The sequence below is a fragment of the Spirosoma utsteinense genome, assembly GCF_014282275.1.
GTDB classification, from domain to species: Bacteria; Bacteroidota; Bacteroidia; order Cytophagales; family Spirosomataceae; genus Spirosoma; species Spirosoma utsteinense.
In genome coordinates, this window is the sequence record NZ_VFIA01000042.1 from 1 (window position 1) to 24,475 (window position 24,475).

The 24,475-nt window shown below is 52.3% G+C and carries 18 protein-coding genes; 7 read left to right on the forward strand and 11 right to left on the reverse strand.

Translation table 11 applies throughout. The features are described 5' to 3' along the window. The first annotated feature begins 204 nt into the window (after positions 1 to 204). From FH603_RS23200 to FH603_RS23215, 4 genes are all read left to right on the forward strand, one after another. Positions 205 to 2,745, forward strand: coding sequence for a penicillin acylase family protein (locus tag FH603_RS23200; RefSeq protein WP_186740618.1), 2,541 nt, complete (start codon positions 205 to 207; stop codon positions 2,743 to 2,745). Between the two features lie 125 nt (positions 2,746 to 2,870). Continuing rightward, a complete protein-coding gene (argS, locus tag FH603_RS23205) occupies positions 2,871 to 4,655 on the forward strand; it encodes an arginine--tRNA ligase (protein WP_186740620.1) in 1,785 nt (594 codons plus the stop codon). Between the two features lie 14 nt (positions 4,656 to 4,669). After that, positions 4,670 to 5,290, forward strand: a complete 621-nt coding sequence (locus tag FH603_RS23210; RefSeq protein WP_186740622.1) for a glutathione peroxidase — start codon at positions 4,670 to 4,672, stop codon at positions 5,288 to 5,290. 92 nt (positions 5,291 to 5,382) lie between these two features. Then, positions 5,383 to 6,303, forward strand: coding sequence for a 1,4-dihydroxy-2-naphthoate polyprenyltransferase (locus FH603_RS23215; protein WP_186740624.1), 921 nt, complete (start codon positions 5,383 to 5,385; stop codon positions 6,301 to 6,303). 31 nt (positions 6,304 to 6,334) lie between these two features. Here FH603_RS23215 and FH603_RS23220 read toward each other — a convergent pair whose 3' ends face one another. The 9 genes from FH603_RS23220 to FH603_RS23260 form a co-directional block, all read right to left on the reverse strand. Next, positions 6,335 to 8,689 carry a metallophosphoesterase gene (locus FH603_RS23220; RefSeq protein WP_186740626.1) on the reverse strand — a complete coding sequence of 785 codons (2,355 nt, stop codon included), beginning with the start codon at positions 8,687 to 8,689 and terminating at the stop codon, positions 6,335 to 6,337. Positions 8,690 to 8,762: 73 nt separating this feature from the next. After that, entirely contained in the window at positions 8,763 to 9,167 is a 405-nt protein-coding gene (locus FH603_RS23225; protein WP_235985457.1) for a hypothetical protein, read from the reverse strand. A gap of 577 nt (positions 9,168 to 9,744) precedes the next feature. After that, entirely contained in the window at positions 9,745 to 13,203 is a 3,459-nt protein-coding gene (gene ileS, locus FH603_RS23230; protein ID WP_186740629.1) for an isoleucine--tRNA ligase, read from the reverse strand. A gap of 161 nt (positions 13,204 to 13,364) precedes the next feature. Then, complete coding sequence (locus FH603_RS23235) at positions 13,365 to 13,901, reverse strand: hypothetical protein (protein ID WP_186740631.1); 537 nt, start codon at positions 13,899 to 13,901, stop codon at positions 13,365 to 13,367. A gap of 84 nt (positions 13,902 to 13,985) precedes the next feature. Then, positions 13,986 to 14,543 (reverse strand): hypothetical protein, encoded by a 558-nt coding sequence (locus tag FH603_RS23240; RefSeq protein WP_186740633.1) that lies wholly within the window; start codon positions 14,541 to 14,543, stop codon positions 13,986 to 13,988. A 125-nt stretch (positions 14,544 to 14,668) separates the two neighbouring features. Continuing rightward, entirely contained in the window at positions 14,669 to 16,060 is a 1,392-nt protein-coding gene (locus FH603_RS23245) for an alkaline phosphatase family protein (protein WP_186740635.1), read from the reverse strand. 45 nt (positions 16,061 to 16,105) lie between these two features. Then, entirely contained in the window at positions 16,106 to 17,362 is a 1,257-nt protein-coding gene (gene eboE / locus FH603_RS23250) for a metabolite traffic protein EboE (RefSeq protein ID WP_186740645.1), read from the reverse strand. Between the two features lie 80 nt (positions 17,363 to 17,442). Then, positions 17,443 to 18,606 (reverse strand): 3-dehydroquinate synthase, encoded by a 1,164-nt coding sequence (locus FH603_RS23255; protein WP_186740647.1) that lies wholly within the window; start codon positions 18,604 to 18,606, stop codon positions 17,443 to 17,445. A 77-nt stretch (positions 18,607 to 18,683) separates the two neighbouring features. Beyond that, positions 18,684 to 19,670, reverse strand: a complete 987-nt coding sequence (locus FH603_RS23260; protein WP_186740650.1) for a glycosyltransferase family 2 protein — start codon at positions 19,668 to 19,670, stop codon at positions 18,684 to 18,686. Positions 19,671 to 20,017: 347 nt separating this feature from the next. Here FH603_RS23260 and FH603_RS23265 point away from each other — a divergent pair, with 347 nt between their 5' ends. Beyond that, positions 20,018 to 20,764, forward strand: coding sequence for an SDR family NAD(P)-dependent oxidoreductase (locus FH603_RS23265; RefSeq protein ID WP_186740652.1), 747 nt, complete (start codon positions 20,018 to 20,020; stop codon positions 20,762 to 20,764). 84 nt (positions 20,765 to 20,848) lie between these two features. Here FH603_RS23265 and FH603_RS23270 read toward each other — a convergent pair whose 3' ends face one another. Both FH603_RS23270 and FH603_RS23275 read right to left on the reverse strand, forming a co-directional pair. Beyond that, positions 20,849 to 21,247, reverse strand: a complete 399-nt coding sequence (locus FH603_RS23270) for a hypothetical protein (protein ID WP_186740654.1) — start codon at positions 21,245 to 21,247, stop codon at positions 20,849 to 20,851. Between the two features lie 218 nt (positions 21,248 to 21,465). Further along, positions 21,466 to 22,125 (reverse strand): alpha/beta hydrolase, encoded by a 660-nt coding sequence (locus FH603_RS23275; RefSeq protein ID WP_186740656.1) that lies wholly within the window; start codon positions 22,123 to 22,125, stop codon positions 21,466 to 21,468. 329 nt (positions 22,126 to 22,454) lie between these two features. On the opposite strand from FH603_RS23275, the gene FH603_RS23280 reads away from it, so the two are divergent. Both FH603_RS23280 and FH603_RS23285 read left to right on the forward strand, forming a co-directional pair. Then, complete coding sequence (locus tag FH603_RS23280; protein WP_244968025.1) at positions 22,455 to 23,390, forward strand: Brp/Blh family beta-carotene 15,15'-dioxygenase; 936 nt, start codon at positions 22,455 to 22,457, stop codon at positions 23,388 to 23,390. Between the two features lie 224 nt (positions 23,391 to 23,614). Further along, on the forward strand, positions 23,615 to 24,370 hold the full coding sequence (locus tag FH603_RS23285; RefSeq protein WP_186740669.1) for a bacteriorhodopsin-like: 756 nt from the start codon (positions 23,615 to 23,617) through the stop codon (positions 24,368 to 24,370). Positions 24,371 to 24,475: the final 105 nt, after the last annotated feature.

Genomic DNA, 24,475 nt, shown 5'->3' on the forward strand with positions numbered 1-24,475 from the left:
TGGAGTTTCACGGTGGCTACGGCTGAAGATAAACTCAAACGATGGTATGAGCAGGTCAATCCTATGAATAAATCAGATTATTCTAATAATTAAATTGGACAAGTACTAGTCTATAAATGATCCCATTGATGAGCGTTCAACAATGCAGCTAAGTTATGGAGTACGTTGGAATTATGTGTATGTTCGGGTTCAACCTGATTTACCATGCTGAATCGTCTTGTTAGTAGTCTTAGTCTCTGCCTGGCAGCTTTGAGCTATGCCTGTTCCCAACCGACGCAAACCCTGAAAACGCCTGGTCTCCAACAGCCCGTCGAGATCATCCGCGACCGTTGGGGTGTCAATCACATCTACGCCAAAAACGAGCACGATCTGTTTTTTGCTCAGGGTTATTCAGCCGCCAGGGATCGGCTGTTTCAACTGGAAATCTGGCGTCGGCAGGCAACCGGCACCGTTTCAGAATTGCTGGGGCCGCAGGAAACCAAGCGGGATGTTGGCACCCGGCTGTTCCGGTTTCGGGGCGACATCGATAAAGAACTGCTTCATTACCACCCGCATGGGCCGTTAATCGTTCGAGCGTTTGTGGCCGGTATCAACGCCTACATCACCGAAATTCTGAAAACACCCGATGCACTCCCATTTGAGTTTAAGGTGCTACAGACAAAACCCGCTTTATGGACACCTGAGGTCGTTATCAGCCGTCACCAAGGTTTGTTAGGAAACGTTCGTGATGAGCTTAACTATGGGCGACTGGTCAAGCTTATTGGTGCCGGGAAGCTGCGCGAACTGCAATGGTTTCATCCGGTAACGAAGCCAACTGAGCCTGATCTGACCCTGCATGTCGATGGCGACGCCTTGTTTCAACCCATTCTGGAGCTGTACGAAGCCTTCCGGTTGCCGTTGAAGTTTGGCGGCCGGGCAACAAAAGCGGATGAAGACGAGGCCTGGGTCCCCGGCCCCTCCCTCACCCCCGGCCCCTCCCGCAACGGCGGACCGCCCATAGGGAGAGGGGTGAAAACCTCCGGTTTAGTTGACGTCCGGACGGCCTGCACCCCTCTCCCTATGGGCGGTCCGCCGTTGCGGGAGGGGCCGGGGGTGAGGGACGAGTGGTTCGAGACCGAAAAACAATACGTCGGCTCCAACAACTGGATCATTTCAGGTAACAAATCGACCAGTGGTTACCCGATGCTGGCGAACGATCCGCACCGGGCCCAATCGACACCATCGCTGCGGTACTGGGTGCATCTGAACGCGCCGGGCTGGAACGTGATTGGGGCGGGTGAGCCGACACTGCCTGGGATTTCTATTGGACATAACGACTACGGTGCGTGGGGTCTTACAATTTTCGAAACCGACAATGAAGATTTGTACGTGTACGATACCAATCCGAACAACACAAACGAGTATGCCTATAGGGGTAAGGGGACGGCGAATCGCTGGGTGGCCATGAAAACGCGGACTGAACGTATTCCCATGAAAAACGGCACACTGGTCACCGCTACGTTGAAGTATACCCAGCATGGTCCCGTTGTGTTTGAAGATAAGGCCCGTCACAAAGCCTACGCCATTCGGGCGGGGTGGCTCGAACAGGGTTGCGCACCGTATCTGGCCAGCCTGCGGATGAATCAGGCTAAAAACTGGACTGAGTTTCGGCAGGCGTGTTCGTATAGCCGGATACCCGGCGAAAATATGATCTGGGCCGATAAAACCGGTACCATTGGCTGGCAGGCAGTAGGGCTCTCCCCGATTCGCAAAAACTACACGGGACTGGTACCGGTACCGGGCGACGGCCGGTTCGAATGGAGCGGCTACCTGCCTATTCAGCAGCTGCCCAATAAACTCAACCCCGCCGAAGGGTATGTGGTTACGGCGAACAACAACCTGACACCGGTCAACTTCCCTAACCGAAACGCCATCGGCTGGACATGGGCCGGACCCAGCCGGGCCCACCGGATAGAGGAGGTGCTCAACGATGGTAAACGCAAAAACCTGGTGGACTTCATGGCCCTGCAAGCCGACTATCTGTCAATCCCCGCCCGAACGCTGGTGCCGCTCTTACAAAACCTGTCGTCGCCGAACGACCGGACCGAACAGGCATTGACGTACCTGCGGAAATGGGATTATAAACTCGACCCCAGTTCGGTTCCGGCGGCTATCTACGTGGCCTGGGAAGGCCAGTTGAAGCAGGCCGTGGCCCAGTACCTGATTCCCAGGGCAGCGCTGCCGTATATGAAGACATTGCCATCGAAGCGGGTTATCGACTGGCTGGTGGTCCCCCGCCCCAGTGTGGCCGGGGCGGGGGGGCGCGACAGCCTCCTGCTTGCCTGCCTCGACCGCGCCGTGGCCGAACTGACAAACCGACTGGGCAAAGACCCTGACGACTGGTCGTATGGGCAGCGCAAGAACAAGCACATTACGATTACACATCCGCTGAGCGATCTGGTCGATCCGGCCATGCAGCAGCAGATCAATCTGGGACCGGTAGCCCGGGGTGGTTATGGCGAAACCGTGAATGCAACGGCCAACGACCTGAACCAAACCCACGGGGCCTCGTTTCGAATTCTGGTCGACACCGAAGACTGGGATAAAACGATGGGCATCAACAGTCCAGGCCAGTCCGGCGATCCTGCCAGCCCGCACTACCGCGATCTGTTTCCGATCTGGGCCGAGAATGGGTATTTCCCGGTCTTCTTTTCAAAAGATAAAGTGAACGAAGTCGCGGAGCAGACATCGATACTGACGCCTTGACGTCGCACGGTGTTTAGCCCGTTTTTGCCACACGAACGGACTAAACACCGTGCGACGGTAAGGTGATCTACATTTCGTACTTTTGCGCTCGCAAAACCGCCACACCAGAGCGGTTCTACTCATCCATGAATATACAGGAAGAAATAAGCAGTGCCGTTCAGCAGGCCGTTGCTGCCTTGTACCAGCAGGAAATCGGAGACGTAATTTTACAACCTACCAACAAAGAATTCGAGGGGACGTATACGTTCGTAACCTTTGCGCTGACCAAAACACTGCGTCAGGCACCGGCCCAGATTGGGCAGGCTATCGGCAACTGGCTGGTCGATAATACAAGCGTAGTGCAGGCATTCAACGTGGTACAGGGATTTCTTAACCTGAGTGTCGCCGATGCGGCCTGGCGCGAAGTGCTGACCGATATGGCTACCAACCCGTCATTCGGTACACTGCCCGCAACGGGGAAATCGGTGATGGTCGAGTTCTCGTCGCCAAACACCAACAAGCCGCTCCACCTGGGTCATCTTCGCAATAACTTTCTGGGCGATTCGGTGAGCCGGATTCTGGCGGCCAACGGCTACGATGTCATCAAGACCTGCATCGTCAATGACCGGGGTGTTCACATCTGCAAATCGATGCTGGCCTACCAGCGCTTCGGCAATGGCGAAACACCCGAGTCGTCGGGTATGAAAGGCGACCACCTGATCGGGAAATATTACGTACTCTTCGACAAGGCATACAAAGCTGAAATCGAGACCATGGTGGCGCAGGGAACGGATAAGGAAGTTGCCGAAAAAACGGCTCCCCTGATGCAAACCGTTCAGCAGATGCTGCGGCAATGGGAGCAGGGCGATCCCGAAATTATCGCCCTCTGGAACAAGCTTAACACCTGGGTATACGCCGGGTTCGACACTACTTACCGCAGCATCGGCGTCACCTTCGATAAAACGTATTACGAATCGCAAACCTACCTGCTTGGTAAAGAGATTATTGAAGAGGGTTTGCAGAAAGGCGTTTTCTACCGAAAAGACGACAACTCTGTCTGGATCGACCTAACCGAAGAGGGACTTGACCAAAAGCTCGTTCTCCGCTCGGATGGTACATCGGTCTACATGACGCAGGATCTGGGCACGACCGAACTGAAATACAGCGACTTCAACTGCGACCGGCAGATCTGGGTGGTAGGCAATGAGCAGGACTATCATTTTAATGTTCTCTTCGCCATCATGCGCCGGTTGGAGCGGCCGTATGCCAATGAGTTGTACCATCTGTCTTACGGAATGGTCGATTTGCCAACCGGTAAGATGAAATCCCGCGAAGGCACTGTTGTCGATGCCGACGATCTGATTCAGGAAACGACCGATGCCGCATCGGCAGCCGCCGACGATGCCGCCAAAGGTAAACTCGATGGGTTTACGGAAGCGGAGAAGACCAGCTTGTTTGAGATGCTGGGTTTAGGGGCGCTGAAATACTATCTGCTGAAGGTAGATCCGCAGAAACGGATGCAGTTCAATCCCGCCGAGTCAGTAGATCTGCACGGCAATACGGGCCCTTACATTCAGTATGTTTATGCCCGAATCCGATCTGTCGTGAGGAAGGCGGCTGAGATGGATGTGGCTATCGATGGAGCCATTGCTGCAACGGACCTCGACGATATCGAACAGCAATTGATCTTTCTGTTAAGTCAGTTTCCACAGCGTGTTGCCGATGCCGGTCAAAACCTGGCACCGTCCTACATTGCACAGTACGCGTATGAACTGGCCAAAACATTCAACCAGTTCTATGACAAGCTGTCGATCCTGAAAGAGACCGACGCGGAGAAGCTTAATAATCGCTTAATTCTATCGAATTTAGTGGCTGAAACCATCCGTAAAGCGATGGGGTTATTGGGCATAGACGTACCCGAGAAAATGTAAACGCTCCCAACCCTATGAAGAAGCCAGTTGTTTTCACCTTAATTGCGGTTACGCTCGTCGTGGCCCTAACCAGTTTTATGTCGTTATCAACGATCGTTAAAGGTATTTTCAGCGATAAGAAAGATGCTGCTGCTGCGCCAGCCAATCTGGATGCGCCTACCAAGTCGGTTTACGACTTTACCGTAAAAAGTATCGATGGTAAGCCAGTGGCACTGAGTGCTTACAAAGGCAAGAAAATTGTGATCCTGAACACGGCTTCCAAATGCGGATACACGCCACAGTATGCCGACTGGGAGAAATTCTACAAAGCGCATGGCGATAAAATTGTCGTGCTGGGCTTTCCCGCCAACAATTTTATGGGTCAGGAGCCCGGCAGCAATGAAGAGGTGGCCAGTTTCTGTCAGAAGAATTACGGCGTCACGTTTCCTCTGTTCGAGAAAGTCGATGTCGTGGGGAATGCGCAGTCTCCGCTCTACAAATGGCTAACCACCAAGTCGCTCAACGGCTGGAACGACAAAGCGCCGACCTGGAATTTCTGCAAGTACGTTGTCGATGAGCAGGGTAAACTGACCAATTTCTTCGCATCGGGCGTAAAACCCGACGATGCAGAGTTCAAGAAGGCAGTTGGCATTTAACGAGTGAAAGAGCCAGCGAGTGAACAGGTGAGCGAAGCCCTTACTGGCCCAGTCATCTGTTCACTCGCTGGCTCTTTTGGTCATTCCCGTTTATGAAATCCTGGATTGCTGCGGCCCGGCCGCGTACGTTGCCACTGGCATTGGCCAGTATTATTCTGGGCAGCCTTCTGGCGCTGGCCAACTTTCAATTTAGCTGGAAAATCATGTTGCTGGCTTCGCTGACAACGGTGTTCCTGCAAATACTTTCCAACTTCGCCAATGACTATGGCGATGCCGTTTCGGGAAAAGATACCGATCAGCGCGTGGGACCGCGCCGGGCTGTAGCCACCGGCGACATCACAAAAGAGGCCATGCTGCGGGGTATTGTCATTACAGCCGTGTTATCGCTGGTGAGCGGTGTCTGGCTGTTGGTCGAATCGTTTCGTGACGCGAGCCTTTCGGGGAGTGGGCTGGCTTCGATGCCAGTACGGTTCTGGATTTTCCTTATTCTTGGTCTGCTTAGCATTGCGGCCGCTGTTGGTTATACCAACGGCAAACGACCCTACGGCTATGCTGGTTTCGGTGATATTGCCGTGCTTATCTTTTTTGGCTGGGTGGGGGTGTTGGGGACGTATTTTTTGCACACCCTCTCGTTCGTACCCTTGTTATTTCTACCAGCTACCAGTGTGGGTCTGTTTGCAACCGGCGTACTGAATATCAATAACATTCGTGATATCGAGACCGATACACTGACCGGTAAACGGTCCATTCCGGCTCGCCTGGGATTGCAACTGGCGATTCGCTATCACTGGGGACTGCTGATTGCCGGTATGTTCTGTGCGCTTTCCTATTCATTTCTGACCGATGCCCCGCTGACTGGCTACGTTTATGTGCTGGCCTTTCCGTTGTTCGTACTGAATGGCCGGGTGGTCGCTACACACAAACGCCCTGTCGAGTTGAATGCACGTCTGGGCCAACTGGCGCTGTCGACGCTGTTGTTCGTCATCTTATTTGGTGTTGGTCAGGTTCTATAACCTGACCGCTTGCTGCATCCAGGGGCGGGCGTTACTGTCTGACAACTTTTCGCGTAATCACCTGCTGACCAACCTGGATCGTGAGCAGGTAGGTGCCTGAACTATCGGGTAGAGGAACCGATTCCTGTACCAGTGTCGACGAGTTAAAGTTTTTTTGATAGACCAGTTTTCCCTGTGTGTCGTGCAGGCGGAGACTGGTTTCTTTATTCTGCCCCGCCGAGAGGGTCACGTAGAGAACATGTTGAGCTGGATTGGGGTAGATTTGAAGGTAGCCCCCCGCAAAAGGCTCCGTTTCGGTTGGTAGCAATACGGTAATCAGGGCTTGCCCGGTTGTTGTCCCTGCTCCACAGCCGTTCTCAAAAGAAGCAATGGAGAACGATGTGGTCTTTATTGGCTGTACCGTAAGCAGCAGGGGGCTGACTACCGCAGAAAACGCCTGCCCGCTCGATAGCGTACCCCGCCACGGCTGGTCTCCGGTAAATGTGAGGGTCAGCGGGGCCGAAAGACCCTGCTGGATAGACGCTGAGCCGGAGAGGGCGGCAGTGGGTACTGTCTTCACCACGAACGGATCGCTTGGTACCAGTTGCGCGAAGGGGACACCGCGCGGACGAACCCGGAGCCGATAGCCCGTGCCGGCCGGCAGGGTGGCCGGCAAAACACCCGCGAGGGTAGCTAACGAACCGGACCCAATTTGTTGCTCAGCCGCGAAGTTACCCGATGCGTCAGAGAGCAGCACATCATATTGCCAGCCCGTCGCTTTCGTTGTGTTTTCGGGTGTGGCCGTCACAGGGAGTGTGCCGCCTGCACAAACGGAGGCAGACGTTCGGGCAGTAAGTACGGGTGGTGCGAGGACGTTTACCGTAAATTGATCCGTCAGGCATTGCCGGGTATCGCTGACGGTTACTGGAAAAGCACCGGCTTTGTCTGCCACGTAGCGTATCGCCCTGCTCGTCTGGTTCCCCGAAACGCCAGCCCACTGATAATCTCTGGTTCCGGGGGAACCCTCCTGGCCCGGCCAGGAAGCAGACAGCTGGAGGGTGTCAGCATACTCGGCGGTAAGCGGCCGGGTTTTGTTGACGTTTTTCATCATTGTAAACCGGTCCAGGACCGACCCGTCGGCCGCAAGGAACTGAGCATCCAGGCGATTATCCACCACGTCGAACAACATGGAGCCCCCCAGTGTCCCTGCTTGCCCAGACACCATAGCAGGATGCGGATAATCGGGAGATTGTCCGCCCAGGGCACCACCCGATCCATTGACGATATACACCGTTCCCAGCCCTTTGGTCAGAACAGGGCAGGAATTAGGAGAGCCGTCGTAGCGTGCGGTCGTGTTTTCTGGAACATGCTTTTGTTTGTCGAAGGTATTGGCCAGACCGGTATGCCCCTTGAGCCGGTAGTATCGCTCATAATTATGACTATGTCCGTTGAGGACAATATCGACGCCATATCGTTCGAGAATAGGGGTCAGGTTTTCGCGGAGCAGGCGCATCGATTCTTCTGTATCGGAATTATGCCCGCCCTTACTGTAAGGTGGATGGTGAAAGAAAACAATCGTCCAGGGCATCCTGTTAGCCGCCAGATCTCGTTTCAGCCATTGAACCTGGGTACCCGTCGTGTCGAAGAGCCGGGATCGTCCGCCTTCTTTCCCCTGCGAGTCGAGCGAGATAATATGAACGTTGCCATAGTCAGCCGAAAAGTAGGCTTGTGAGCCCGAAGCCGTACCGCCCGCTTCAGCCTTGGTTGGCATGGTAAACAGTTTGTAATAAGCTATGTCGAAATTTGTCTCGCTGTCGGCATAGTCGTGATTGCCGGGGGTAGGATAGAAAGGCGTGTTGCGCAGGGTAGGGCCGTATACATCGAACACGTATTCCTGAAACTGAGGATCGGTTCCACAGCAGTAGGCATTGTCACCGAGCCAGAGCCAGAGGTCGGCCGGGTGCGTAGCCGTAGCGTTTCGATAGGCCTGATAAACGGCTTTCTGGTTGGCTGTCCCATTGCCAAAATCGCCGAGTACCCACATCCGAAAGGGGCGGGTATCGCCGGAAGGTAAGGCCGTTCGGAGGTAATAGTCCGGCCCCGCTATCAATTTCGTTTCGTCGTAGCCAATGGCGTAAGCGTAGCGTGTGGCAGGTTGCAGACCTGTCAGCGTCAGGCTATGATCGAGCGTGGGCTGTGCTTCGCGCTGGCTGTTGGTGAGTTGCGTTTCGGATGGCCCAAACCAGATGCGCCCTACTGTTGGTAGACTGGTTTGCCACCGAATGGTAACCGATGTGGGTGTAACTACCTGTAGGTAAGGGCCTCGTAGGCGTGTTGGTGTTTGAGCAGAGACGGAAAAACCAAAAAAGGCTCCAAACCAGAGCGATAAGTAAACAGCACGAAGCATACGGTGGGTGTTAAAACCCATAAAGTAAGCCCAGCGTGCTGAGTATTCCTACGCCGGGTTTACCGGATTCGGCTTACCGGGAAACAGTGGTCAGCGCCTGGTGCATCCTGAGCAGTTGACGTACGGGCCAGTCCGATTGATTATACAACTCCAGCTGGGTGGTTTTGATGAGCATCATGCGCTCTGCCTTGCGTCGCTCATCGTTGGGTGCCGTTTTCAATTGACCGGGTAATGCGTGGAGTGCCTGGTTAAGCTGGACACAAGCCGTTACGGGCAGCGCAAAATGAGTTGCCAGCCGTTCTACATCTGATAATTTCCATAGGTCGGGTTTAGCCCGGCGGTTGCGGATGGCGTTACCGCTGACCCCAAGGGCCATGCCCAGTTGCTCGTCATTGAGCGAACATTCACGTAACCGCCACATGATGGCCTGGTAATTATTAGCGAATGAGTGGAGGGAGTTTCGTAGCGAATCAATCAATGGTATAGTGCGTTTAAATTGGCCTCAAGCTGCACGCTGTTTCGGACCAAGGGTGAATACCAGTTTGTAAAAACAACAGAGAGTAGGGTAGCTCATACATTGGCTGTTGCCGTCGTTACCGATATGGGCGCGCCCACTCCACTAGCTGGTGATCAACTGGTAGCCTGGTACATTAAGGCCCATTGGATACAGGTAAACTGCGGGCATCCAACTGGTATAAAGCGTCACTATTTCAGCGGTTACGGAAAGTATGAATGAGTTGCTCAGGCACTAATCGAATTTTATGCCAGTATTGCCAGCACTAGTCGAAAAGTAAAATCGCCTTCTTAGTCGTTTGTGAATAGCCTGAAACGCGCCCTGAAGGCCATTTTTGCTCGAATATAGTAGGCTCTGTAAATCGATGTTTTATATATTCTTTTTAAAAAAATGTTTTCTTATCAATATTGATGCCAGTTGATTTTATAAGGTCATCTATTTACTTATATAGGATAACTATATGTAATGGTAAATTACGTTACATAAAAAGAGCCTGCTTCAACTTGAAGCAGGCTCTTTTTATAGAGGGATGATGATCTTGTCAGGCAACGACAACCTTGAGTCGAAGCCGGAATTCATCCATGTCGATCTCGGTGGCATTTCCGTTCAGATCGCTGATCAGATCAAGTGAAACCGCCTGCACCTCCTGCCGGATGTAATCACTGTTCATCTGGACCGCTTCAACGAGCAGCGCATCTGTCGGTTCAAGTTCAATCCTGATTTTGTCGGTCACATCAAAACCCTGATCCTTGCGCAGGTTCTGGATTCGGTTTACCAGGTCACGCGCTATGCCTTCCCGGCGTAGTTCGTCGGTCACCGTCACGTCGAGGGCTACGGTCAGCCCGTCTTCACTCGCCACGAGCCAGCCAGGAATGTCTTCCGTCAGAATCTCGACATCGGAGAGCTGTAAGGTATACGGATCGAGGTGTAGGGTACCGGCTTGTTCCAGCGACTTCAGCTCGTCGCTTGTCATGGCGGTAATAGCTGCCGCTACATCCTTCATCTGTTTGCCAAACCGGGGGCCAAGGGCTTTGAAGTTTGGTTTTACTTTCTTTTTCAGGATACCCGACGCATCGTCCACAAAATCAACGGCCTTCACGTTGACCTCTGCCATGATGATCGGCGCTACGTGCTCGATCTGCCGTCGTGTGTCGCTACTCAGCACCGGAATCAGCACACGACTCAGGGGTTGACGAACTTTAAGCTTGTGGCCTTTTCGCAGGGAGTGTACCAGTGATGACACTTCCTGGGCTAGCTCCATCGATCGCTCCAGGTCGGTGTCTATGGCTGCTTCATCGACCGAATACCAGTTGGTCAGGTGGACCGAATTGGTCGCATCGGGCTGCTGGCCGCTGGTCAGGTTGCGATGGAGCCAGTCTGCGAAGAACGGCGCAATGGGCGACATCAGTTGCGATACCGTTACCAGACACTGCTGCAACGTCTGGTAGGCTGCCCGCTTGTCGAGAGATAGTTCACCCTGACTGGTACCGCCCGCCCAGAAGCGTCGTCTCGATAGCCGCACATACCAGTTCGACAATTGATCGGTTACGAAATCCTGCACCAGCCGCCCTGCTTTCGTAGGATTGTAGCTTTCGTACTGCTCCGTCACGTCGCGGATGAGTGTGTTCAGCTTCGACAGAATCCAGCGGTCCAGTTCGGGCAGTTGTTCGCGCGATACCCAGTCGGTAGCGCGGGTGGAATCGATCGAATAGCCGTCGAGGTTGGCGTACAGGGCAAAGAAATTATAGGTGTTGAACAGCGTTCCGAAGAACCGCCGTTGGACTTCACCAATGCCGTCGACGTTAAATTTAAGATTATCCCAGGGCTCCGCATTGGTGATCATGTACCAGCGCGTAGCATCGGGGCCGTACTTGGCCAGCGTCTGGAAGGGGTCAACGGCATTACCCAGCCGCTTCGACATTTTGTTGCCGTTCTTATCCAGCACCAGTCCGGTAGAGACCACGTTTTTGAACGCTACCGAGTCGAACAGCATCACCCCAATGGCGTGAAGCGTAAAGAACCAGCCGCGTGTCTGATCAACGCCTTCCGAGATAAAATCTGCCGGAAACGATCGCTCGAATACTTCCTTGTTTTCGAAGGGGTAATGCCATTGGGCATACGGCATGGCTCCGCTGTCGAACCAGACATCGATCAGGTCCGACTCGCGTTGCATGAGCTGGCCGTTGGGCGAGATCAGGTAGATTTCGTCGACATAAGGTCGGTGTAGGTCGAACGAAACCGACGGATCAAGGGCGCTGCCTGCGACAACCGTTACGAATTTGTCATTTCGCTCATGCTGTTCATCCGACAGTTTGCCCGATTCGAGCGCGGTGGTGGCCAGGTCAACCAACTCTTTGATCGACCCTACACATACTTCCTCCCCCGATTCTGACCGCCAGATCGGTAGAGGAGTTCCCCAGAACCGGCTACGACTAAGGTTCCAGTCGACCAGGTTTTCGAGCCAGTTGCCGAAACGTCCGGTGCCGGTGCTCTCAGGTTGCCAGTTAATGGTTTTATTGAGTTCAACGAGCCGATCTTTTACGGCCGTAGTCCGGATAAACCAGCTGTCGAGCGGGTAATACAGTATGGGCTTGTCGGTTCGCCAGCAGTGCGGGTAAGGGTGTTCATACTTCTCGACCCGGAACGCTTTGTTCTCTTCCTTCAACTTGATGGCGATAAGCACATCGGTCGCTTTGAAATCCGGATCGGAACGGTCCTCGTCACTGTAGTATTCTTCCTTCACATAACGACCGGCAAAGTCGGTTATCTCGGCTACAAACCGGCCCTGTTTATCGACGATAGGGACATCTTTTCCCGTCTCGTCTTTCACCATGATAGGCGGTATACCGGCTACCTGAGCAACCCGGAAGTCGTCGGCCCCGAAGGTAGGCGACGTATGCACGATACCGGTACCATCTTCGGTCGTTACGAAATCGCCCAGGATAACCCGGAACGCGGGTGTCGAAGGCTGTACATACGGCATGAGCTGTTCATACTCGATATCGGTCAGGTGTTCGCCCTTCATGTCCATCACCACCGCCCACGGAATAGGTTGGCTGGCTGTATGCTCACTCAGCAGATAGGCATCGAAGGCCGGGTCGTACATGTTCTCGACGCGGTTTTTCTCGGCGAACCACCGGCTCACCAGCGCCTTCGCCAGTACCACATTGACAAGTTGGTAGGTGTAGGCGTTGAAGGTTCTGACAAGCACGTAGTCGATGTCCTTCCCTACCGTCAGCGCTGAGTTGGCGGGCAGGGTCCAGGGAGTCGTTGTCCAGGCCAGGATATAGACGTCGTCCGACTCGGCTGCGTCGAACAGATAGGCCGATTTGCCGGTCAGTTTCGCTTTGAACTGGGCCACAACCGTTGTATCCCGGACGTCCTTATACGTGCCGGGCTGGTTGAGCTCGTGTGAACTCAGACCGGTACCGGCTTTTGGCGAATAGGGCTGGATGGTATAGCCTTTGTACAACAGATTTTTGTCATACAATTGCCGTAGCAGGCTCCAGACCGACTCGATGTATTGGTTCTTGTAGGTGATATACGGGTTGTCGAGGTCGACCCAATAGCCCATTTTCTGCGTCAGGTCATTCCACTGGTCGGTAAACCGCATGACCGTTTCGCGGCACCGGCGGTTATATTCTTCAACGCTGATCGTTTTGCCGATATCGTCTTTGGTAATGCCAAGTTCTTTTTCGACCTGAAGCTCAATGGGCAGGCCGTGGGTATCCCAGCCACCTTTCCGCTCGACCTGAAAGCCGCGCAGCGTTTTGTACCGGCAAAAAATATCTTTGATCGTCCGGGCCATCACGTGGTGGATGCCGGGCGTTCCATTAGCCGATGGGGGGCCTTCGTAGAATGTGAACCGGTTTGTTGGCGCGTCAGGCTGTCCATCGCGGAGGGCAACGGACTGCTCAAACACCTGATTTTGGTTCCAGTAAGTTAACACCTCGGCTGCTACCTGTGCGTAATCGAGGGAATCATATTGCTGATAAGTCACGTCTGATAGGATCTAATCGCCCGTGCGACTGAAAAATAAGGGCAAAGATACGGAAATCGACGCGGGCGCGGGCTTCTCAGGTCGACAAAGCCGATATGTACCTAACAAAAAAGCGAACCTTCGCAGTTCGCTTTAGGATCGTGGGAAAACGACAAGGCGTGTTAGTCGCCTTCTTCGTGTTTTCGAAGTGTTTGAATTACTTTGCCATTTTCAACCAGCCGGGTTCTGAGAACAATCTGTTTAGGAATGGCCACCACCAGAATTGGTTGCGCCATAATGGCCTTGGGATCGACACTGGTGGTGTCTTTCATGCGAATGTAGCGCACGGTGAGCGTCGAATCCTGTACAAAAACTTTGCTGATCGAGAGTTTGGGCGGTTTGTTGGTGGGGGGGATCGTTATGCCAATAACCATCTCTCTGTTGAAGTTGGCCTGGTCGGGGCGTTTGCTCACGACGGCCGCCAGCCCACTGGCCGCTGGCCTGAACACTTGCCAGAAAGTTTCTGACTGCTCGAAAACAAATAAAGTTGGTTTGCCCTTATTGACGGGTGCATCGCTGCTCAGTACATAGCCGTTGAGCATCCGGTATTTCAACGTAACCTGCGCCAGTACTAAAAGGCTCGTAAACAGTAGGATAAAGAGGAGGACAGATGAAACAGAAATACGAAACCGATTGATTGAGGAAGGCAGAAAAGACATAAGTACACTAAAACTACATGATAACTCTACCATTTTAACGGCGGTTACCTGCGTTTCGGTGTGTGGGGTAAACAAAAAGTCGGTTTACCTGGGTTGGCGTTCAGTAGCGCTCACGGAATTATCGAGGCTCATCCCGGCTATATTGAAACAGGAGTTCTGGTTATCACTCTGGCATTCGAATAAATCGAAGGATTTTACATCGGGGTCCAGCCGTTCGAAATACAAGGTGAACGAAACCCGTTCGTCGTTTTTGATGTCACGTGTTTCCGGCGACATGGGGATGCCTTCGGTTTTAATGAGCTTGTACGTACGTTTTCCGTCTGGGGTTGCCAGCACGGCTTTGGGGTTGAACGAAATGCTGCTGGTACCGTACAAATTGTTATTTCGTCCTTCCGGGTCTTTGCCAAATGTCAGGTACAGGACCGTATAGCTGGCGGTTTGCCGGATATCGGTAACCCGAATGTCGGGGTCCTGCGAATGGCCCAGGCCACCGGTGGGGTCGGGCAGAAGCTGTTTTCGTACCGTGTATTCAGGCTTGTTGGGCTGGTAATATTCAGCCTCATCAGTCGGAGCCGTCAGTTTGGGAGGGCGGTTCGAGGTGCAGGCCGAGACGAGCAGGAGCAGGAGAAGACAGCGTTTCATAGCTCTAAAATACGGTTTTTCGTGTTTATGTGCATCAGACCAGCCGGTAATGAGCCAACGGTCCAACGGCCACATCCTGAAACACATAAACACGAAACCGTTGTTGAGCTACCCGGTTTGGCGGGTTAAACGAGTACGTTAGCGGTGAGGGCTTCCCATATCCGGTCATATACCGCCGTGGCAGGCATCGTCTCATCGGTATAAGACCGGTTGCCGGAAGCAGATGAGACAAAGACGGGCTTGAACTGACGGTCTGTAACCAGTCGGCCGTGTGATCCTTTTATAAGGGTAGCATCCAGGGAAATGACGTTCATCAGATACCGGAACCCCAGCATCTTCCGCCCCAGCTTATAGCCCGCTTTGAGCTTGATAAGCGGGTTGGTCTGGTCCATGAACATTTCGACGGGATCGAAGCCTGGTTTCTGGTGAATGGCGACCAGACGGGCGTAATCCGGGGCGCGGGTATCGTCGAACCAGTAGTAGTAAGTGAACCAGCTCTCGGCATCGGCCACGATAACAAAATCGCCGGAACGCTCGTGATCGATGTTGTAATCTTTCTGCTGGGCCTTGTCCAGGACCAGCTCAATGCCGGAAGTGCTCTCCAGTATCGTCCGGACCTGGTCATATACAGCCGGATCGTTGACGTATACATTCGCAAACTGGTGGTCGGCGGTGGCAAAAGCGGGGGAGGCTCCGGCATCGAATACTTCCAGGCCGCGCTCTTCGCGGTAGCGGATCAAGCCTGCCTCACGCAAAATCCGGTTGATATGAATGGGTTTGCTGACATTCGTAATGCCGTATTCCGACAACACGATCACCTCGGCACCCTGCTTTTCATAAAACCCGATCAGATCGCGGCAAACATCGTCGAGTTCGCGCAGGTCATTTCCAATTTTACTGAAATCGACCCCAAACTTCTGTACACAATAATCAAGATGAGGCAGGTAGATCAGCGTCAGGGTAGGGTTGTGCCATTTGTCGACTAACATAGACGCATCGGCAATCCAGCGGGTCGATTTAATGGTTGTAGCGGGTCCCCAGAACTGAAACAAAGGAAACGTACCAAGTTCTTGCTGAAGCCGGTCGCGCAGGTCGGCGGGATGCGTATAGCAGTCGGGCAGTTTCATGCCGTCCGATGGGTACTGCGGCCGGGGTGTAGCCGAAAAATCGGCCGTCGAGTACATGTTATACCACCAGAACATTTTGGAGACGGTGAAGGCAGGGTCTATCTTTTTGGCCCGTTCCCAGATTTTTTCACCCTGAACAAGTTTGTTCGACTGTTTCCAGAACTTCACTTCGGCATCGGTGCGGTCATACCAGCCGTTACCAACAATGCCATGTTCGCTGGGCCACTTTCCGGTAACATAAGTCGATTGGACCGACGTCGTTACGGCCGGCAGCATGGATTCGATGGTAGCCTGATGTTTGTCGGCAAACCACTGTTTCAGAAAGGGTGTGTGTTCGCCAATCAGCGAATAAGACAAACCCACTACGTCGAGTACTACAGTCTTTTGCATAATGTCTGGGACAGGATTACAGGATTGAGCAGGATGAGCCTTTCATCAGGAAAGCTGCGTTTGTTCCGGCAAGCCTGTCGTTAAAACCCACTTCATTTCTCGCTCAATCGAATCAATAATAGCCACTTTCAGTTCGGCAGGCAGTACGTCCCAGGTGTAGGTTTCGACCTCCAACTGGTTGGTAAACTGCCGCTCGGCCTGTAGGCGAAGCACCTCCCGAATGTCATCCTGCGTCGATTGCAGCACCGTATAATCTTCCACGAAAATAGGGACGTGAAAGTGAGCCCGCCATTCGGCATGGGTATCGTCGAAAGCCGCCAGAGCGTCCGGCAAATCCGGAAAGCGCACCAACGCACCAGATGTTGTACGGGCTACTACCTGATGCAGATAAGTAGGCTCGTTGAATTGGGCAAATGCCTGGTGTACAGCCATCCGCCCGTCTTGATCGGCACCCGGCTCGGGAAATGTAGCTTTTAAAGCCGCGCTGATCTGGATTTTACCGACCCGCAGCCCGTACTCTTTAAGTTTATCGAGCACATCGGCCGGGCGTTCGTAGCCTACCGCAAAGTGGCATACGTCGTAACAAAGCCGGACATGATCGCAGATGGCTGCTTCGGCTTCTTCATCGGTCAGGCCAAACTGCGAAGTCAATTGCTCCAGCCCCATTGGGATAAGGTAATCTGTAAACCAGGCGATGAACTCGTCGGCCGTTTCAATGACCCCGTCGGGTTCGGGTTCCAGATCGAGGTGCATAAGCCGGTCGGTCTGTCGATGCAGCCGGATTAGTTCGGCTACGACGTCGAGCACGTTCTGAGTTGTCTGCGACAGGATGTAGTCGCGGGCCGCCGGTAGCTCCCACTCGAACCAGTGCCGGTAGGAGAGCGGAGAGGTGGAGACTCCGCCGGTAATGGCATTGCCAAGCTCATCGACCGGCAGCAGCACCGACAGGATACGGAACAGCCGTTTTGTGTAGTCGACCCGCGCTTCGGTGGTCCAGTCGGGTGTGTGTACCTGATCTTTAACGACAGTATCGTGGAACCCCCCGAACGGGAATCCATTCATTGTAAAGACGTAACAACCGGCTTGGGCGAGCCAGTGCTGAAAGGCGACAAGATTTTCGGGTTTTTCGAGTTCTTCACTCGCTATGTTGGACAGGCGTAAACCGAGTCCGAACGGGGCTTCTGGCGATAGCCGTTTCTTAAGTTCAGGAACTGACTTTTGCAGAGCCGCAAAATGGTCGGCCCAGGTTTCGCCTGCATGAATATTGGTGCAGTAGCCGAGGTGTCCAAGGGAAGTTTTCATAAGCATCTAAACACAGTGGCATGCGTTGTTCATGCCATCAATGGCTGGGCCAGTGCGCTGGGAAAAAGCCTGCTTTACAACTAAACGGTGGTTGATAATTCGCTCTTACGCAAGGTGGCAATTGCCTGCCGTACACCATCGGCGTCCATCTCGTGAACTTCCACACCGGTGCCAAGCGCTTTGAGTAGCATAATGGTGAGCTGGCCACCGAGGTGTTCCCTGAATTCGGAAAGTCCCCGTAGAATGCCGGTGCTGTTGTCGGCGTCGAGCAACGGATTATAAAGCGAGAAGCCAAGCGTGCGTAATGTTGTCAGCACACGGTTCGTGTCGGCGTCGGAAAGCCAGCCAAGCTGATTGGAATACAAGGTGTCGAGGGCAATACCAATGGCTACAGCTTCCCCATGGCGCAGTTCGAAGTTGGTCAGTTGCTCCAGCTTATGGGCGCTCCAATGGCCAAAATCCAGTGGTCGTGACGAGCCCATCTCAAACGGATCGCCACCGGCAATATGCTGGAGGTGCATTTCGGCACAGCGGTGAACAAGGTAACTCATGGCCGCTCCATCGCGCATGGCCAGCAAATGGGCATTGGCGTCAATCCAGTCGAAGAAGACACGGTCTTTGATCAAGGCTACTTTAACCGCTTCCGAAATACCCGCCCGCCAGTCGCGGTCGTCGAGGGTAGTCAGAAAGGTGCTGTCGTTAAAGACGGCTACCGGTGGTGCGAACGTGCCGAGGAAGTTTTTTTTGCCCCGGTAGTTGACCCCGTTCTTGACCCCTACACCCGAATCGTTCTGCGACAATACGGTCGTTGGAATTCGAATGTGGCGAATACCCCGGTGCGAAATGGCGGCTGCGTAGCCTACCATATCCAGCACCGATCCACCCCCGATAGCCACAACGAAAGAATGGCGGTCGATACTGAACCCATCAACGGCGTCGACGACCTGTTCTACCAGGGCCGGGTCGTTCTTGGCCCGTTCGCCACCGGGAACGATCAGGAAATCGGCTACCAGGTCAATGCTGTTATTGAGGGGGGCAAAATAATTACGGATGGCCGTTGGCAACTGCGGATGGGCGTCAACAACCCCTGAATCGAGCACCATCAGCAGCTTCTTCCGGGTCTCTGGGGCATTTGGTTGTATAAGAAAACCAGACAGGAGGGTGTTGGTCGTAGCAAATAATTGTTCGGTGAAAAAGACGGTATAGCTAAACCGAACGCTGAAATCTTGTTGGAGATGATTCATTGACAGATAAAGGTGGTTGAGCATACCACCTCTATCCGTCAAAAATACAAACAAATCAATTATGGTTCCTTTTATGGCTACCAATACAACACCTTGTATTTTATGGCTCCGCGAAGACGCCAATAAATAGCCAGGAACGGAATGGCTAACGTTGTCAGCACGGTTTGCGACAACTGGCGATTCGTGGCATTATCGGGTAGTCGCTGCCAGAGCATATTGGTTGATATGGCTCCCCACAAAAAGAATCCCATGGCTGCGGCAACAATATTATCAGACAGGGCGCTCATAAACCCAATTGTGGATGCCAACACCGACGCATAGTATTCCAGGACGAGCCCCCGGTGGGTCTCAATCCGTTGCCGAAACAGAGCCGGATGGCGTTTATAAAGCAGGGCGTCGTAGCGGCCCTTCCGTTCGTTGGCCAGCGCCGTATACCAGGCCGCGTCGCGTAGGGGATAAACAACGACCGCTTCAGGACATTTGCTGATAGGAATGCCTACCTGGATGAAATTGAACTGTAAGTCGCTGTCCTGCCGCCAGGCTGAGTCGAAATCTTCTTCAAAGCCACCCACCCGTTCCAGCGCCGACTTCAGGCAAAAACAGTTGGCCGAAATAAACTCGCCTGTTTCTACGTACGGTAGTTTCGTATCGGGCCGGGTGGAGGAGTCGGACAAGGCAAGGCGGAGCTGACCCGCTACCACCTGTGCTCCCCGCTGGAAACTCGTGGATGCCGATAGCAACCAGTCGGGTTGGGGCAGGCAGTCGTCATCGATGAAGGCAATGACCCGACCCCGTGCAGCCCGCCAGCCTCGATTACGGGCGGCTGCAAAACCGAGTGGTTCCGTTTGGGCAAGATACCGTACTTCCAGCGTTCCACCCGACTGCACTACCTGTCGGCTAAAAAGCGCAACGGCTGTTGCCGTACTGGATGAATCGCCATCGTCTACAACAATAATCTCGAACTGATTGCGAGCAAGCCGCTGCCGCCCCAGGGCATCCAGGCATTTCAATAAGAAAGCCGGGTGCTGGTGGGTGGGAATTACTACAGAAAATTCAGGAGTCATAAGGTAGATTGATTAAGTAGTAGTAAAAAAAGGTAATTGCTTCACGTAAGAGGATAACGCCCGGAGGTCGCAAACTTCATAAGGCTGGCAGGCCAACGCGGCCAAACAGGTATGGGTAGTAGGTCTATCCAGCCCAATAATAAGCTGGAATTAATATGTTCGATAGTGTTAATAAAAACCAGATATTTAGTATTCTAAGCAAATTTGGGGCCGTAATCTTCCGATTTTCGGTAGCGTTACCAGATATTCTGCAGGAAAGTTTTCATCGGGTTTCAATAGGCCCCTGAAGGGGGAATCTGTTAGCTTTGCGCCAACATAAGATCACTGTTTTTACGCCCTATACGTATATGATTGCACTCATCACCGGCGCTACTTCGGGCATTGGCCGTGCCACTGCGGAAGCCTTCGCCGACCTCGATTATCGCCTTATCCTGTGTGGCCGCCGTCCTGACCGGCTGGCGGAATTGGAAGAGCAACTCAGCCTTCAAACGCCCGTTCTTACCCTGAATTTCGACGTACGCGACTATAACGATGTTCGTGAAGCCATAGAATCCCTACCCGATGAGTGGAAGGCCATCGATATTCTGGTCAATAACGCGGGAAATGCCTACGGTATGTCACCAATTCAGGAGGGCGATCCCACCGATTGGGACCAGATGATCGACGGGAATGTGCAGGGACTGTTGTATGTGTCGAAGGCGGTAATTGCGGGCATGGTGGCGCGTAAACGGGGGCATATCGTGAACCTCAGTTCGATAGCCGGTAAGCAGACCTATGCCAATGGGGCGGTGTATTGCGCCAGCAAAGCCGCGGTTGAAGCACTCAGCACCGGCATGCGGTTAGACCTGACGCAGCATGGTATCAAGGTGACTAATATTGCACCGGGTGCCGTAGAAACTGAGTTTTCGGTTGTGCGTTTCAAAGGCGATACCGAACGGGCTGCCAAAGTCTATGAAGGATTTACCCCCCTGACGGCCAGCGATATTGCCGATACCATCGTGTATGCCGTTACGGCGCCTGCCCATGTTACCATTGCCGACCTGACCATTCTGGCCAGTGCGCAGGCGGCTGCTACAACGATCACACGAAAATAAACGCCTGTTTACCGGCGTATAAAAAGCCAACACCCTGCCCGAAAATGATCGGGCAGGGTGTTGGCTTACCAGGGTAAAGAATAGTTAGGGAATCGTTACTGTCCGTTCCAGCTTCGTTCCAGTGGGGGTGAGCAGGCTGATCTGTTTAACAATACTGCCCGAAGCCGAATGAATCTCCAGTTCATAAGCGCCGTCTTCTAACTCATTAACGTCCAGTTGCAGCGCTAACTTAGGTTGTTTTTTGCCCATTATCTGGCGAAAGACAATTTCATTACGCTTGTTGCCCTGACGAAGTATGATGGCCACAGGCTCGGGGTTTTTCTTTTCAACTGCTACCCGAATCTTATTGCCTTTGGTAACGTAGAGGCTGGCGTCGAAAGAGGTAGGTTTAGTTGGATTTGTCGGATTGGCCAACAACGTCGTGCTGAGTAATAGGCTGGCGAATAAGGTTTTAGCTGTGGCGGAAATCAGATTGATATACATGGCAATAAAGAGTTTTTTTGTGAGTGATGTTTTCTCTTTACTAATGCCAACAAGCGTGCCAGTACAGTATATTGTTGATAATCAGAATGTTGTGTTTCGAGCGCCCGTGTGTTAATGTTCGATAGCGGACAATGCCTGTCCGGTAGTGTACGATTGACTTGTTTTACGCCATAGCTCGGCCAGGTTATGTTTAGGCCAGATTAGTACCTATGGCTCGCTTAGGTCGCTATAAGGTTGGCCAGTACCGACGGTTCAACCCGGTGCCCTCCCTCAAATACCGTAGTTTTCAGGTTGGGTACATCGAACAGCAGGCGGGCTTTATAGGCATCAATATCCTTGATCAGGGCAAGAAACTCGTCCTGTGCGCCATAGACGTAGTGTGTTTCTACGTCCTTCAATTTCTCCGGATCAATCAGGTCACCAATTCCGTTGCTGAAGAAGCCGGCCCATAAAATCAACCGGTCGACGTGGATACTATTCATCCCGTTTCCGTCCAACCACCGGCATGCGGTAGCCGCCCCCTGCGAAAATCCCAGCAGCGTTATATGAAACAGGTTCGGGTCGCGGCCATCCAGGATTATCTCATACAACGTATTCAGGTAAGCAACAAAATCATGGATCTCGTGTTGTTTGTCTTCGCGCGTGATCCACGACGCGCCAACGCGTTCGTACTTGCCATTGAGGTAGAGCCTCGATAGTCCTTCGGGTACAACAACGAGTGTTTTGCCATTGTCCAAACCCGTAAACTTCTTGCTGAAAAAGGAGGCTAGCTGCCCAAACCCATGCAGGCAAAACCAGATGTGTGTGGTTTGATCGGTTAGGGTACCCAGTGTGTAATAGCGGGCCGTGCGCTGCACGCTGAGGTGGTGTTCGGTCATATCATCGGTTATTAGCGTTGAAACTGTACTTGCTGCTTGTTCCTTTTTTCCTGTTCATAGAATTGTTTGTCGGTGATGTATACGGCGGCCATCGATCAAGACGTCAGTTAGTGCGAAGCACAGGCAAAATGTTGTTTGATCCGGTTTGCCCGGAAGTTAAGTTGCTTAACTGAGAGTGCGTTACACTATTCTTCAAATGGATTATTATTCATAATTAAACTAAAGTAATAAATTTTATAACTATATGAACTTGTGATTAAGGTTTCCAGTTAACGTGGCAGTCATTCACTTCTCTCTTTACTGCCTTGATTAGTAGTCTATTAACTTGGTTGTCTTCTTATATAAGGCGCACGCCGACCTGTCTGACTATTGGTGCGGGCCTCTTGGTAGCGGGTTATCAATACTGGGTAGGGCCGCTGTCATTATCAGCCCAGCTTTTCTTCTGTATTGGGCTACTTGCGTTTGTTGGTATTCCGCACGGGGCGCTGGATCACCTCGTTGAGCAGGAGCATAGTTTACGGCAGGCACAACGGTTTTCACTAACTCGGTTCATTATCAAGTACCTATTCATGATAGGTGCTTACGGGTTAGGCTGGATGGTGTTTCCTGTGCTGAGTTTTATTTTGTTTTTGCTTATTTCAGCCTGGCATTTTGGTGAAACGGATCTTGAACACGCGCCTGAAACAGGTTACTGGTCGCTGACAAGGCTACTGGCGGGGGGCTTCGTACTAGCCTTTATATTAGTTAACCACGCCGATGAGGTAACGCCTGTAATAGCCCGAATTGTTAAGAACGACGTTTTTACCATGCAGGTTTGGAACGGGGCTATCAGCCAGAGAGGGCCTTTGCTACGAGGGTGGGCTACATTACTGGGCGTTCTGGCAATGCTTGCTTTTGGGCATCAGCCAATACCAGTCAATGGATGGCGGCTGGGACGATTAGGGGTCGTGATTTTATTGACCTACACCTTGCCCTTACTGCCTGCGTTTATGCTCTATTTTGGCGGCTGGCACTCGTTGAGTTCGTTCGGTACAATTTTGTCTTACCTCCAGCGGTCTGCCAATCCAGTACAATCTATCTGGAAACTCTGGTACCAATCTGTGCCGCTTACTCTGCTTGCGTTTGGCTTTCTATTCGCCTGTAGCAGTATCTGGAACCGGTATTTACCCTTAGGCGACCCGCTTCCTTATTTGTTTATCCTACTCTCCACAATTACGCTACCCCACATTCAAGTCATGCACAAGCTTGATCGTAGATATAAGTGATTGTTTATAAGATGATTGATTAAGTAGTGTAAGGAATAAAAGTATGCCAATTAGATATTTAGGCCCTATATACGCTTGGAAATTAATTTTTTTAAAATAAATTCTGTTGAAAGTTTTTTAATAAAAATTAAACAAACTACTTTTGGCTTATATTACAATTTGAGTTACTGATTGTAATATTTCGTTATAAGTCAGTGCCATCATTCACTATAACTCTTAGTATCATGTACAATCAAATCAGTTCTATTTTGCTGGAGATCCTTCAGCCAGGCGACGTAATTGGGTTCACGTTCTTCACGGGTTACATGTCCATGTTTGCCGCGTCTGTGTTTTTCTTTTTCGAGCGCAGTGAAGTGGATGGTAAATGGAGAACCTCGTTACTGATTTCGGGTCTCATCACTATGATTGCAGCTGTCCACTACTTCTACATGCGGGGTGTATGGCTGGAAACCAAGACGTCGCCAACCGAATTCCGGTATATCGACTGGACGCTTACCGTACCGCTGATGTGTGTAGAGTTTTACTTGCTCATCAAGCCCTACGGTGGTAAAACATCTACGCTATGGCGTTTGGTTGGCTACTCGGTATTCATGCTCGTAACGGGCTATATTGGGGAGTCGATCGATCCGGCCCGTACAGTAATCTGGGGTGCTATTTCGACCCTGGGCTATCTGGGTATAGTATATGAGGCAACGATGGGAAGCGTAAAACAGGTTGCCGACCAGTCGCCAAATCCTGAAGTAGCTAAAGCGGTTCGCCTGTTGCGCAACTTCGTTCTGATCGGCTGGGGTATCTACCCAATCGGTTACATGGCTATGCCCGGCGGTTTGCTGGGTGGAATGGGACTCAACCTCGACCTGATCTACAACATTGGTGATGCCGTGAACAAGATCGGATTTGGTCTGGTCGTGTACGGTGCTGCCGTAGCGTCAACCAAAAACGAGTCGGCTGCGTCAAGAAGGGCTACGGTTGCCGTTTAAGTAATTGGACAAGACAAGTAAGTAAAATAGCCCGTCGCTACTAGTGACGGGCTATTTTTATGCGGTTTTGTGTCTGTATGTAACCTGGCCTTTCGGCTGGAAACA